The following is a 14,749-nucleotide window of genomic DNA, read 5'->3' on the forward strand; positions in this document are numbered from 1 at the left end:
CAAAGGAGTGGTTGAAACATATGAAAGGAATTGGAGAGAAGCAGATTCTAGAAAAACAAATCAGCAGATATATGGAACTCATAACTTTACTGAATATGAATAATTCAAGTATGGATATTATTGTTGCAAAAATGGGTGTAACAGATAAAACGATTTACGCAGACATACAGGAATTCAATTCATTTTATAAGCCTGCTCGAATTGAAATTGATGAATATAAGCATTTATATTTGCATACACCAAGTAATATGAGTATGGGAGATTTATATGCAAAAATATTAAATTCCTCAGTAACAGTATCAGCATTAAAAGAGATTTATATTAATGAACCAACGTTAAAAGAGTTAGGTGGAAAAATTTTTTTAAGTGAAACCAGTATAAGAAGAAATGTATTACGTTGGAATCAATTTTTTAAACAATCACAGTATAATATTGAAATTATAATTACCCCTAAATTGATGGTTACTGGTAATGAACTTTCGATAAGACAATTTTTTTATCAAATGTTTCTAGAAATTTATAATAAAGAATGTCTCCCGCAATATTCCTTACTTCAGGAGGGAGTTTTAAAGTGTTTAAAAAAACTAAAAGCTCCGAAGCAGCACCTTTCAGTTTATATAGAAACGATCTTTTTTATTATGGCTGCTCTTATTCGAGTAAGCAATGGACATTATTATTTTGAAAAAGCAGATGGAGGAATTCCGGAAAATAAAAAAATTGTTCGTAAAATAATAGATATTCTCCAAAATTTTACTGTTTTAAGTCCCGAATTAGGTAAGAGATATGGTTTTGTATTGAATGAACGGAATGTCAATGATGTGCTTCCATTCAAGGTTGCTTGGTTGTGTCAAAATGAATTGGATGTTAAAACCCTAACTGTAAAAGAAAAAAAAGAGTATGAGGCAGTTGGTGTTTTCTTGAAACAACTATTTAAAAAATTAAACCTTGAAAACACATGTAATGATAATTTACACTACGAAATATTTCGATTTTTACAATTTCAATGGTTTATAAATAGCTTTCAAATTAACTATCATGATATTTTTTATCATCAGCTTAAACAAAAAAGTCCCATTTTAACAGAGATATTTGAAGAGTGTATACAGGAATCAAAATTATCAAAGCAACTTAAACAAAACAAATCATTGTACAAGGAATTGTTAATCAAAATTGTTATGCTTGAAGAACGGATGTTAGATTTGATAGAACCTAACTTGAAAAAGAAAACTATTTTGATTATTTCCGATGAAAGTGTGTCTTTAGGAAAGATGTATAAACAATTAATTTCTCGCAGATATCCCTTTTTAAATAAAATAGACATTCATATTGAAGATACAATTTCAGATTATGGATACATTAATCAATATGATATGGTTTTATCCGAATCAGAATTAAACCCCAAAAAATTCTCGTCAGATTTTCTTAAATTATCAAAAATTCCGACAGCATTGTTCTGGGAGAATTTTGATAAAGTTCTTTATTCTTAATTTGAAAATGCATTATATTGTTTAGTTATCATTTCATTATTATATTAGTATAGTTGATCCTCGAGTAAACTAGATTTTCTGGTTATTCGAGGTTTTTTCCATGGAGAAAATAAGGTTAAACAGTTAGAAACATACTGATACAAATGGGATATGTCAATTATTTCTTGAAAAAGAAAAAAGGAAAAGAAAGAATTAGTTAATTCAGATTATTATAAATATAACCTAAAATTAGTGAGGAGAGAAAAAAATGGGACAAGAAGCATCGATGATATTCTGTTTGTTTTATGGATTGTTTCAGGTAATAAAAACAGCTTTAGTAGTTACGTACATGGTTTTAAAATTTACTTTACTATTACCACTGACTATTTATAAGTATTCTAAAGCATGTAAAAAAGGTGATACAACAGATTCAAGGGTTGAAGGAACCCCTCAAAAAAAATCATACTGGCGAGGGAAAGAAAACCCTCATAGAGCATCAGTAAAAGAGATAGGGAGTAATAAAGTTTTTAAAATGAATATTTCTAATTCAAGAAGTTGCATGGAACGCGTATCTGAATCTAATCGAGTTAGGTAAGAATTGTAGGATGGCGTAACTTGTAAAGCGTTCATTTTTTCAGTATCTGATCCATTCAATAAATGAAGGAAAAGTAGTGATTTTAGGAATAAGTTGAAATTTATAGGAATTTTGAAAATAATTCGTGTGAATTTCTTCTTCTTTCTTAACTGACCTATTTTTATTTTGTTGGAAGAAGATTGCGTTTAATAAAAACAAGGTAAAGGGTGAGTAGATGAAAGAGAAGTTGACAGAATATTTTGGCCAAGCGAATTTTAATATTAATGCTATTAAAGGTACAGAAAAAAATATTTTTTCTGAGATGGAAAATGAATATTCACCTGAAAAAGCAAGCGAAAAACTTAATTATTATTTTGAACTTGTTGTGCAATTAAGAAAAAAAAATATTGCCACATCTGTAAATTTGAACAAAAACAAAATGAAACTTGTTAATGCTGAAATAGAACTAGCTAGGCTAAACGCCAGGCCATTAGAAGGACTAGAAATAGAGCAAGCTAAATTAAGAAGCGAAGGATTAACGTTAGAAGAACAACTCAACAAAGAAAAAAAATTAGTAGAAACACACAAACAAACCCCTGTATACGATGATTTCCTAAAAGATAAATCGTTATCAGAAGCTCAGAGAAAGCAAGAGTATACTCACAGTGCATTTACTTTGTACAAACATAGAATATCTGAGGCCAGGAAAGTTAAAGATATTGAAACTGAGCTGAATAAGATAAGTAAACGATTTATACAAATTCGTAAAGAATTAGTGGAAAAAAAGATTGCTCCGAAAGTCGATAAATTGGAAAAAGTAGGAAATGAAATCGACAACTTCGTTGATAAAAATAAACAATTGATAAACGAAGCACAAAGGCAATTTGATAATGCTAACACTGACAAAAAAGAAGTTCTTGATAAAGGCAAATCCGTAAAAGAATTGAAACTATATTTTGACAAAACAAGAACTGATATTCAAGGGAATAACAAAAAAATCAGTTTGTTGGGTAAAGAATATCATGCTAAAACAGAAGAGCTTAAAAATATCATTGAAGATGTTCGTCTAATAGATCAGATTGGTAAACGTGTTGTTCGGATTTATAATCGGGATGACTATTTAACAACAAATTTTAATTTATCCATCGAAAAAAATGTTTTTATTCAAAAAATTGAAGTGATAACGAACAATTTTACTGAATTGATTGGTTCACGACAAACAAATCAAGAGCTGTACAGAAAACTTTTAGTTAGTCGAAAACAGCTTTACTTAGCTCAAATTGAAGATAGAAGTATGCAATTACAACAAGCAAAACTACAAATTGAAATAGGAGAAAAACGTCAAAAAATCAATGATTTAGCTAAAAAAGGGAATTTTAAAAGCCAATATACTCAAACCGAAACAAATATAAATCAATTAAAGAATGAGTATGCGGCGATTGCTGAAAAAAAAGAAGAGGCAAATAATAATTACCAAAAAATTACAGATGAGATAAAAAATCAACGAGGAAATGATGATGTTAAGTCCTCTTCTGCGACATTAATGCTCACTGAGCTTCAGCAAAATACTCAAAAAACAGAAGAACTAAATCAGAATAGCCAACAAAATACCCAAATTGCTACTTTAAACAAAGAAATAAAAAACCTAGACAGCAGTATAGAAAAAATTGAAGCAAACATGCAGTTGCATGAAAGTCGACTCAATGTTCTAAGTAGTGAAATAATAAGCTTAGGAATTAGAAAAGGTGCGTTAGATTTAGAAAATAAGGGCCACTTAATTGAACATCAAATAAATCAGGCTGCTGTAGAAAATGGAATGACTCCTCCATACCCATCAGCATTTGGACAATTAACTTTAGGTGGGCAAACCCAAGAAGAAATCTTACAAAGAAAAGATTTTGTAAGTCAAGAAATCAATAGACTAAACAATCAGCCAACTCAATCCGATTTGACGATTGAGCAAGTAAGCCAAGAAATAGCTGAAAATGACAAAAAGATGGCGTATTATCGAGATGAAGCTGCGAACTACGGAATCGACTATACGTCAAGAAAACTAGCACAAATAAAAGTTCTTCAGAGTGAACTGGATGGTTTAAATAATAATCACCGAGCGGTTCAAAGCCAATTACTGACCAGCCGTTTAGCGTTATACAAAGCAGAACAAGAACTGCTGGGAACACGAGTAAATAACACTATTGCTTCAGAACACCCAATTCCAGTTGAGGGACCGAATACAGGAAAACAAGAGACACAAGATATTCTAAACAGCCAAGAAAATCCAACTCTCAAAAATAGAAAAGCTGAGCTTGCTTTTAAAATTGGTGAGATCCAAGGATTGCAAAATGATTCGGGATATAAAGAAAAGTTGACCACACCTCAGATGAAACAAGAAATTCAAGAAAATCAGAAAAAAACAGCTCAGCTGATCCAACAAAATACACAAGAAAAATCAAATAAAATAAGTCGTTCTATGCAAACAGAAACTCTGAATCCAGAGCATTTACAAAAACTTTTTGATAGACGCTTAAATGTTTTAACGACAGAACTGAATAGCTTTGCAAGTAAGGAAAAGGTTCTGGGTTTAACGATACATGGAAATAAGCTGGAAAATGAAGTGAATGAACAACAGATTGCTAATGGGATACCAATATCTTACCTGAATACAGAAGAAAACCTAAGAGAAAATGAGCAGCAAAGAGTTGAGATCGCTCAAAAGTCTGGTTTTATAGAACAAGAAATCAAGCAATTAAAAGAAAATCCAGTGAGTCAAGGTGAATTGTCGTTTGAGCAAGTAACAGCTGAGATGGAAGAGAACGCAAAAAAAGTTGAAGTATTTAATAATGAAATTGCCAAGCAGGATAATGATCATACTGGACAGCAACTAAGTCGAATAGCAGATCTGGAAAATAAAAGAGATAGTCTAGCAAATAACCATAGTAAAGTCCAAAGTGAATTATTGTCCAGTCGTTTGAATTTATATCAAGCACAACAAGAAATTCTAAATTTAGCTGAGAAACAATCAGTTGGAAACAATCTGGATGACTTGGATATTCAAGAAATCAAAAATAAAAAATTTGAACTAGTCTCTGAAATCGAAGGTATTAAGGCATTACAAGGCGATCCGCTATATAAAACGACTCTGACGGTTCCTCAAATGAAAGAGGAGATAATACAGAATAACGAAAAAATGACACAATTACGTGACACCAGTGATAAGGAGCTCAAAACGTTATCAGAGTCAGCTATATCCGAAGAAGCGGATAAGGAAGAGCCAGAGCTCGATTTGCAAAAAGACAATAAAAAAAATCGGTACAAATGGATGCATCGAGGTGTAAGAAGTGTAAGGTTCTTAATGAACTTCTGGCCATTATTCACTTGGCCGCTATGTTCAACGTGGATAACAATGATTTTACCATTCCAATTAGCTGCTTATGTACTACCGGCAGTTATATTGACGTATTTAGCGATTAATGCAGCTTACTTTATTCCGAAATTTATTAATTATAGAGCGAAGCAGCGTGCGAAAGCCAAAGCAAAAAAACGAGAACGTTCAACGGGAGAATTACAAAAAGAGCATACGCAAGAACAAGAACAAACGCAACAGAAAAAACAAAATCGAGGAGTAAAATTCTTTAAAAATAACTGGAAACGGCTAGCAATTACATTTGGTGTAACTGCCATTGTAGGTGCTTTAGGTGTAGCCCTGATGCCAGCTGTCTTTATACCGATACTTACAGCAGCTACTGCGCCAGCAATTATATCTGGGGTATTAACGATGGGAACCGTGGCTTTAATGGGAGCAGCTGTTGGAATTGGAATGCAACTAGTTGATAAATATGCTGTTAAAAAAGCTGAAAATTATTTAGCTAAGAAAATAAATGAGCCGGAAAAAACTGAGCTAAAAGAACAAGGAAAAGAGCTCATTAACCTTGAAACAGAAAAAAACAAAAATAATATTCAGCTATCTGAGCGAGACAATACACCTGACAAAGAAAGCAAAAAGTCAGAGCTGGATTATGCAACAATAGAGGATACAAGAAATGTCCATAATGAAAACAAAGTCAGTAGTTTAGGTCAATCACTCTATGAATCGATACCAGTGGATTACGATAAAAAAAATTCTAAGCAGGAAATAGAACACGATGATTTGGGGTATACGTTAGTCACTAAAGCGACCAAAATACAATCTGAAAGTCCACAAGAACCGAAAAAAACAATTTCTGTTTTGGAAAACGCTAAGGAAACTCCGACGAAGCAATCTGATTTCCAACAAATAACAGGTGATGCCATAAAAAAAGCTGAACAAACAAACAAGCGTGAACAACCCAAAAAAACACAAGAGCAAGCTCGAGAAGTTAGTTAAAAAAATCAGTACAAAAAAAGTTAGGAGAAACAGAATGATAAAAAAGAAGTTGCCATTGATTATGACAGTAGTTTTATTTAGTAGTCACTTATTGTTAACACCTGTCAGTATTTATGCACAAGAGGTTGAAGCAACGAATGATGCAGTTGCATCTAGAGCAACAAGAGCATATTTAACTGCTGAATTACGACAAGAATTAGTCAAAAACGGTAGAAGCACATTTGATAAAAATCTAAATTCAGCTTTTGCGGGCATCAAGCCTCCCCGACTTGGTTCAGAAGTTGGCAGTGAAATTAAATTTAGCGTTTCTTTTCCAACCTATTCTATTGCATCTGGAAATGGCGGAGATTGGATTGCAAGAATCGCAGGAAATGAATGGATGGGTGTTCCGTTTTATACTAAGATGTACTACGGAAATCACGAGAAGTATCGCGGTGAGTTCGGTATAAAGAACTTCAGTACTCACCTAACAAATGCCACCGATTCTGAAGAAGTTTCTGTGAATTCAGAGTATTCAGTAACTGGAACGACAGCCACGCTCAATGTGGTCGTTCGGCGTTTGAAAGAAAGTTCTAAATCTAACTATCCGATATATTTTCACTTTGATAATATATTATTAGGAAGTACAGTCGTTGCGCCAAGTAATCCGCAAGACAATCCTGCAATGGTTGTTGCAACCGTGACTATATCGCCAGATGATAATGTCGTTAATGTTCCTGCTATTGTAGATGAAACCATGACCATTAAATATTTAGATGAAAAGGGTCAATCTATACGACCAACGGAAAGCCAAAAGTATGAAGTAGGAACCCAATATGATATAAAACAACCTGAAATTACCGGCTATTTTTCAAAAGGAGCAAGTGAGAACAGCTCTTCTTTATCTGGAGTGATTGAGAAACAAGTAAATGGTTCTTATCTTATTGAGTTTTTGTACAGAGCTCAAATTCAAGGTGGAGATGTGACCGTTAAGCATCAGGATGAGCAAGGAAATGAACTTGAAAAACCAGTCAAGCATGGTGGTTTTCAAGGCGAAAGCTATACAACCAATGCGGAACAAATTATGGGTTGGAAAGTAAAAGAAATCAAAGGCGAAGCACAAGGCGTGTATACAGATAAAGCCAAAGAAGTCATTTATGTATATGAACGAGTTCAAGGTGGAGACGTGATTGTTCACCATCAAGATGAGCATGGCAATCCATTGCATGATTCAATAAGTCATCAAGGATTGTATGGAGAGATGTATAAAACAAAAGCTGAAACCATTCAAGGGTGGAAAGTAAAAGAAATCCAAGGCGAAGCTGACGGAATATTCGATCTTGAGAGCAAAGAAGTTACGTATGTGTATGAACGAGCTCAAGGTGGAGACGTAACAGTTAAACATCAGGATGGAGAAGGTAATGAATTGTATAAACCTTCCAAACATCAAGGGCTGTATGGAGAAGCATACGAGACTAGCGAAGAAATGATTACAGGTTGGAAAGTAAAAGAAATCAAAGGCGAAGCACAAGGCGTGTATACAGATAAAGCCAAAGAAGTTATTTATGTATATGAACGAGTTCAAGGTGGAGAAGTGATTGTTCACCATCAAGATGAGCTTGGCAATCCATTGCATGATTCAATAAGTCAACAAGGATTGTATGGAGAGACGTATAAAACAAAAGCTGAAACCATTCAAGGGTGGAAAGTAAAAGAAATCCAAGGCGAAGCTGATGGAATGTTCGATCTTGAGAGCAAAGAAGTTACGTATGTGTATGAACGAGCTCAAGGTGGAGACGTGACAGTTAAACATCAGGATGGAGAAGGAAATGAATTGCATAAACCTTCCAAATATCAAGGGCTGTATGGAGAAGCATACGAGACTAGTGAAGAAATGATTACAGGGTGGAAAGTAAAAGAAATCCAAGGTGAAGCACAGGGTGTTTATAGTGATAAAGCCGAAGAAGTCATTTATGTATATGAACGAGTTCAAGGTGGAGAAGTGATTGTTCACCATCAAGATGAACTAGGCAATCCATTACATGCTTCAATAAGTCATCAAGGATTATATGGCAAAACCTATACAACGAAAGCTGAAACTATTTCTGGTTGGAAAGTGAAAGAAATTAAAGGGAAAATCAAAGGAACCTATACCCTTGATAACCAAGAAGTGACGTACGTTTATAAAAAAGTGCCTGTTGATTCTAAGAAAAAAACACCTGCTGATTCTAATAAAAAAGCAACAACAACGGCAAAACAAAAAACAAAAAAAACGTTGCCTAAAACAGGAGAACACGGTAGTTTGCTAGTTTCTCTAATGGGGCTATTGTTAGTTATCTGTTCAATTTCCCTAGTTGTAAAAAAGAAACCAGAAACGAAATAAACTAAAGTATAAATAAAAAATCGGTAAAATAACGAGTGAGACAGATTTGAATATTTTCTGTCTCACTATTGTTTTAACCGAATGTAGAAATGGAAGGAATATAGTGTGAAAAATAGAATTATCTATTTAAGTTTAATCAATGGATTAGTCAGTAGTGTCTTATTATACATAGGAAATAGAATCACTGTGATTTGTTACAAAGAGCAAGGGAAAGATAGTGTTGCCATTTTTTTGAAGGCAGTTGATCAAATTATAAAAGAAGTCACCGAAGGAACATTCATTTTTGAATATACATCAAAAACGCTTTTATACGGTTTGATTCCGGTAATTGTTTATGGACTTGTGATTCTTTACAGTTTATTTGACAAAAAAAATCGTCGTCCAGAAGAAGAATATGGAAGTGCCAAATGGGGGCAAAGAAAAGATATACTGCCATTTGTAGATAAGACCAAAGTATTTAATATTCTATTAACAAGAACAGAACAGCTATCGTTATCCGGTAGGATGAAAATCACAAGACATGATAATTTTAATCGAAATAAAAACATAGTCGTTGTCGGAGGCGCAGGGAGTGGTAAAACAAGATTCTTTGTAAAACCTAATTTGATGCAAATGCATTCATCTTATGTAGTCAGTGATTCAAAAGGCTTGTTACTAAGCGAAACTGGAAAGATGTTCGAAGAAGCAGGCTATGAAATTAAAATTTTCGATTTGATTAATCGTCAAGAAACCCATCAGTACAATCCATTTAAATACATTAGAAACGAAGATGACATTTTAAAAATAGTTACCAATTTAATAAAAAACACCACTAATTCGAACAAAAAAGGTGGAGATGATTTTTGGGAGAAAGCTGAAACGGCATTGCTAATGGCTATTTTTAGTTATTTACTACAAGAAGTCACTGAAGAAGATCAGACATTAACAAATGTGGTCGAGCTAGTCAGATTAGCAGATGTCCCAGAAGATGTTCCAGGTTATGTCAGCCCATTAGACATCTTATTTCAAGAGCTTGAGGAAAAAGATCCAACTAATTTTGCAGTATCACAGTTTAAAATCTTTAAACTATCAGGAAATAAAACAACTAAAAGCATTCTAGTAAGTCTGGGTGTGCGTCTTTCTCCATTTGATATCCCAAGTATTAAAAATTTAGTAGCACAGGATACTTTGGAGTTGGATACCATTGGAGATAAAAAAACGATCCTGTATATCCTCTTATCAGATACCGATACAAGTTTTAACTTTTTAGCGAGTATGATGTATCAGCAGTTGTTTGATATGCTGGTTTATAAAGCAGATACGGTATACAAAGGGCGCTTACCTGTACATGTTCGATGCATTTTAGATGAGTTTGCCAATATTGGACAGATTCCTGATTTTGAAAAGGTTATCTCGGTTATTCGAAGTCGTGAAATATCTACAAATGTTATTTTACAAAATATCAGTCAGCTGAAAAACTTATATAAAGATACATGGGAGACGATCATGGGAACTAGCGACACATTTCTCTATCTTGGCGGAATGGAACAAAGTACCCATGAGTATATTTCTAAATTATTAGGGAAAGAAACAATTGAACAAAAAAATACTAGTGTGACCAAAGGAGCAAATGGTTCTTTTAGTGAAAGTTATCAGAAATTAGGCAGAAACTTAATGGATCCAGATGAGGTGGCCAGCTTAAAAGGTCAACAATGTATTTTAAAAGTCAGAGGAGTAGCTCCATTTCTTTCTGAAAAATATAATCTTGAAAAACATAAAAATTACAAAAAATTAGGAGACGTGACAGAGGAATACTGGTATGAACGCTCCATATCTGAATCTAGCGAACTAGAGGAACAGTTAGTAGAAGAAGAAAGCTAGTAATTTGAAGTAGCTTTTAAATGTAGAAACTAAAAATTCTTTTTTATGGAAAAAGTGAAAATGTCAGGCAGTTTGACTGTGATAGAATAATAATTACTTGAGAGTTGCTTTTCTAGTAGAGATTTCCTTCATTGAATCAAGGACTTTTCATAGGGAAGTGGCACCGCATTTTTAAGAATGACTATTAAAAGAATTGTTAGGACATTCTGTTTTATGCGTACATACTTAGAGAGGGACTGTCATGTACTAAGTATTTAATTGTTTAAAAATAAGAGAGGGGTTTTATTAATGGATGCAAACTTGTTAAAAAACGTATTTGAATTAATTTCGAAATTTACACTTGCTGGAGGAGGACTTTGGTTGATTTGGGGAACAGTGATTCTTGCGGGAGCTTTGAAAGATAAAAACGGACCGCAATTACAGCAAGGAATCTGGCAAATTGTTGGTGGCGGATTGATTTTAGTCGCTGCAGGTTGGTTTTCTTCGTCAATCGACGTTTCGGCTTTATTGAAGTAAGCAGAGCTGGACAAGGAATTTTGTAGTAAACAGAATAGATAAATGTTGGAGGGGAATAATTGAAAACTGCTATTTTAACACTGTTCGACACTATTATGACCTACTTGAATGGTGAAGATTTAAAAAGTATTTTAAGCCTTAATTTAAGTGAATATATGGCAGCGGCATATAGATTAGTAATTGAATTGCAAACTACGGTGGTCGGACCAGTGGCATTAGCATTGCTCTCGATTTTTATTTTATTGGAATTCCAGAAAATTTCTATGAAAGTAGAAGGAGCAGGCGGAGCGCCTACATTAGGATTTGAAATGATTATTAAAGCCTTCATAAAATTTATTATTTGTTATGTTGTCATTCTCAAAATCCAACTTATTTTGGATGGTATTATAGCCATAACAGGAGGGTTGACGTCGAAAATCCTTCAAACAGGTTCCTCAGGTTCAATCGTTAATTTGTATAAACAGATCAATACGGCAGTGTCTAATTTAAGCTGGTGGGAACAATTAGTCGTACTACTAGTGATGGCTGTCATGTTTTTAGCAGCATTAGTTGTTCGTGTTCTTGTTCAAGTTACAATTTATATTCGTTTTTTAGAGCTCTATGTTTTTTGTGCTATGGCTCCAATACCAATGGGAGCATTGCCTAGTCAGGAATTTTCAGCTATGTCTAAAGGCTTTTTTAAAAATTTTGCAGCAACGGGGCTACAATCATGTTTTATTGGCCTAGTTTTAATCATATATCCAATTATCTTCTCGACTATTTTGGAAAGTCAAGCAAATGGTATGTGGGGAATTATTTTAGGGATGACAGTGTATATGATTGCATTATTATTTTCAATCAACAAAACAAAAGGATGGGCCAAAATGTTGGTTTCTGCAAATTAGAAGGAGGAACTACAAATGGCAGTTGAAGTGAGAGTCCCAAAAGAAATTAAAGAATACAAAGAAAAAATTATTGCAGGGCTTAGTATGAAACAATTAATGAGCGTAGGCATAGCTATTGTAGTCAACATACTAATCGGCATAATTTTTATTAAAGTTCTTGGAATGAGCATGGAAATTGTAAGTTGGTTAATGATTCTTTGTTCATTACCGATCGTATCATTTGGTTGGTTTAGAAAGAATGGACTGTCTTTTAAAATATATTTGGGAAATTTTTTGAAGTATCATTTTACACCAGGGAAAAGAACAAAAGAATAATAGGTTTGAAAAGGAAGGTCTCTTTCCTTTTTTTACTATAAGTAACTCTAAGGAGAAATTAAATGAAACTGAAACGTTTGAATAAGAAAGAAAAAAACGTGATGTCCAAAAAAAAGAATAAGTATAGTATAGGCAACTGTATTCAATATGAAAAAATGTATAAAAATGGTTTATGCAAAATATTGAATAACAGCTATTCTATTTCAGTTGAAGTGAAAGATATTAACTATCAGTTATCGTCAAATGAATTTCAACTAGGTGTCTTCACAAAATACTGTGATTTTTTAAATTCATTAGGAGAAAAAACAGACGTTCAACTCACTTTGCAAAAAAGTAAACGTTCGATGTCGGAAGTAGAAGAAATGGTCTTTTATCCTTCAAGAGAGGATAATTTTCAATCATATCGAGATGAAATGAATCAGATTGTTGCTGGAAAAATTGCAGAAGAACGTAATGGCTTCAGAAAACGAATTATCTTTACGTTTACACAGAAATACGAAAAATTAGAACATGCACAAAAAGAATTGGATGCTCTTGCAGAAAGATTCGATACATATATACGTAAAATAGGTTCAGAGTCTCATATATTAAATGGTCAAGAGCGACTACAACTATTCTCGAATGTTTTTACAAAGAAGAAAATAGAAGAATCAGACAACATTGAAGAAAATTCAAAAGATATGTTTTTACCAGACCAAATTGAATTTAAAGATCATAAAAAACATATAAAAATCGGAGATAAGTATTCGCGTATTTTGTATATGGCTGGTTATCCTGCAGAATTATCAGATACGTTTTTATCTGAATTGATAGAAATACCTAAAGAACTAACCATCTCCTTATTTATTAAACCGTTAGATCAAGCAGAGGCCTTTGATTTAGTCAGAACAAAGCTGGCTTTTATGGAGCAACAAAAAGTAGACGAACAGAAAACGGCGTTGAAAAACGGCTACGATTTTGAAATGCTACCCTACGATTTATCTTATTCGTTATCAGAAGCGAAAGAGTTGTTGGATGATTTACAAAATAAAGGACAAAAATTATTTTCAATAACAGCAACCACTCACATTTCTGGTGATAGTAAAAAACAATTAGATGAAATCGATGAAGATATTTCAGCTGTTGCACGACGCTTTGGGTTCAAGTTTTTAGTATTCGACTACATTCAGGAACAATGCTTGAATAGCGTCTTGCCGCTTGGAATTAATTTGATACCTAGCTCACGTACGCTTACTACAGCTAGTACTGCTATTTTTATGCCGTTTACGATTCCTGAACTGATTCAGAATAATGGGAAGTATTATGGCGTAAATTCGATTACAAAAAATATTATTTCTATTGATCGCAAAAACCTGAAAGCACCAAATGGATTTGTCTTAGGGACACCAGGTTCTGGTAAGAGTTTTTCCGTGAAACGTGAAATCGTTAATGTAATTCTACGAGATACAGAAGATGAAATAATTATTATTGATCCCGAGAGAGAATACTCTATTTTGGCAGAAAATTTTGAAGGTGAAATCGTTAAAATCTCTGGTGACTCTAAAAGCCATATTAACCCTATGGATATCAGTGATAATTATGGAGACGATATTGATCCTGTTGTTTTGAAATCCGAATTTTTACTGTCTCTTTTTGATTTAATCGTTGGCGGTTCATTGGGCTTATCTTCAGCACAAAAAACTATCATCGACCGTTCTTGTCGTCGTGCTTATGAAATAGCAGGGATCGAAGGGGATAGAACACTGACGTTGATCGACTTTTTTAATGTTTTAAAAGAGCAAAAAGAAGAAGAAGCACAACAGTTAGTTATTGATTTAGAAATTTACATTGAAGGAAGCCTATCCGTTTTTTCTCATGAGACAAATGTTGATATAAACAAGCGTTTAGTGGTTTATGACATTAAAGATTTAGGACAACAATTAAAAACAATGGGAATGCTGGTTGTTTTGGATCAAGTCTGGCATCGAATTACTAAAAACCGTTTAGAGGGCGTTCGAACTTGGCTATATATAGATGAAATGCAGTTGTTATTTACAAATGAGTATTCAGCAACTTACTTTTTTGAACTATGGAGCCGAGCTAGAAAATGGGGGGCAATTCCTACTGGGATTACTCAGAATGTTGAAACCCTTCTATTATCTGATTTAGCTAGAAGAATGCTTTCAAATAGTGATTTTGTTATGATGCTGAATCAGGCAAAATCAGATAGAGAGCAATTAGTGCGGTTATTTGATATCTCAGAAGAGCAAGAAAAATATATGGTCAATACAGATGAGGGTTCAGGATTAATGATATTTGGTGAGACAACATTACCATTTTTTGATCGTTTCCCTAAAGAGACGCAACTATACAAAATGATGTCTACGAAGCCTGGAGAAGCGGAGTGAGAAATACTAATTATGATATGTA

General features: G+C 33.5%; 9 protein-coding genes. All 9 read left to right on the top strand.

Going from position 1 to position 14,749, the window contains the following annotated elements:
• Positions 1-20: 20 nt before the first annotated feature.
• Entirely contained in the window at positions 21-1,487 is a 1,467-nt protein-coding gene (locus tag IGL98_RS02380; protein WP_206911555.1) for a helix-turn-helix domain-containing protein, read from the top strand.
• A 247-nt stretch (positions 1,488-1,734) separates the two neighbouring features.
• Entirely contained in the window at positions 1,735-2,061 is a 327-nt protein-coding gene (locus tag IGL98_RS02385; RefSeq protein WP_206841203.1) for a hypothetical protein, read from the top strand.
• 214 nt (positions 2,062-2,275) lie between these two features.
• Entirely contained in the window at positions 2,276-6,403 is a 4,128-nt protein-coding gene (locus IGL98_RS02390) for a hypothetical protein (protein WP_206911556.1), read from the top strand.
• A gap of 34 nt (positions 6,404-6,437) precedes the next feature.
• Positions 6,438-8,765, top strand: a complete 2,328-nt coding sequence (locus IGL98_RS02395) for a MucBP domain-containing protein (protein ID WP_206911557.1) — start codon at positions 6,438-6,440, stop codon at positions 8,763-8,765.
• A 105-nt stretch (positions 8,766-8,870) separates the two neighbouring features.
• On the top strand, positions 8,871-10,625 hold the full coding sequence (locus tag IGL98_RS02400; protein ID WP_206911558.1) for a VirD4-like conjugal transfer protein, CD1115 family: 1,755 nt from the start codon (positions 8,871-8,873) through the stop codon (positions 10,623-10,625).
• A 288-nt stretch (positions 10,626-10,913) separates the two neighbouring features.
• Positions 10,914-11,141 (top strand): hypothetical protein, encoded by a 228-nt coding sequence (locus tag IGL98_RS02405; RefSeq protein WP_206846250.1) that lies wholly within the window; start codon positions 10,914-10,916, stop codon positions 11,139-11,141.
• A gap of 59 nt (positions 11,142-11,200) precedes the next feature.
• Positions 11,201-12,025 (top strand): hypothetical protein, encoded by an 825-nt coding sequence (locus tag IGL98_RS02410; RefSeq protein WP_206846248.1) that lies wholly within the window; start codon positions 11,201-11,203, stop codon positions 12,023-12,025.
• A gap of 15 nt (positions 12,026-12,040) precedes the next feature.
• The gene (locus IGL98_RS02415) at positions 12,041-12,340 is read left to right on the top strand and encodes a PrgI family protein (protein WP_206846246.1); all 300 of its coding nucleotides are present in this window, start codon (positions 12,041-12,043) and stop codon (positions 12,338-12,340) included.
• Between the two features lie 62 nt (positions 12,341-12,402).
• Positions 12,403-14,727, top strand: a complete 2,325-nt coding sequence (locus tag IGL98_RS02420; RefSeq protein ID WP_206911559.1) for a VirB4-like conjugal transfer ATPase, CD1110 family — start codon at positions 12,403-12,405, stop codon at positions 14,725-14,727.
• The last annotated feature ends 22 nt before the right edge of the window (positions 14,728-14,749 follow it).

Origin of the sequence: Enterococcus sp. DIV0840, assembly GCF_050527835.1 — a bacterium.
Taxonomy (GTDB): Bacteria; Bacillota; Bacilli; order Lactobacillales; family Enterococcaceae; genus Enterococcus_L; species Enterococcus_L ureasiticus.

Coding starts and splice junctions, on each gene's coding strand:
- IGL98_RS02380 (WP_206911555.1), top strand. CDS start 21: ATGAAAGGAATTGGAGAGAAGCAGATTCTAGAAAAACAAATCAGCAGA.
- IGL98_RS02385 (WP_206841203.1), top strand. CDS start 1,735: ATGGGACAAGAAGCATCGATGATATTCTGTTTGTTTTATGGATTGTTT.
- IGL98_RS02390 (WP_206911556.1), top strand. CDS start 2,276: ATGAAAGAGAAGTTGACAGAATATTTTGGCCAAGCGAATTTTAATATT.
- IGL98_RS02395 (WP_206911557.1), top strand. CDS start 6,438: ATGATAAAAAAGAAGTTGCCATTGATTATGACAGTAGTTTTATTTAGT.
- IGL98_RS02405 (WP_206846250.1), top strand. CDS start 10,914: ATGGATGCAAACTTGTTAAAAAACGTATTTGAATTAATTTCGAAATTT.
- IGL98_RS02415 (WP_206846246.1), top strand. CDS start 12,041: ATGGCAGTTGAAGTGAGAGTCCCAAAAGAAATTAAAGAATACAAAGAA.
- IGL98_RS02420 (WP_206911559.1), top strand. CDS start 12,403: ATGAAACTGAAACGTTTGAATAAGAAAGAAAAAAACGTGATGTCCAAA.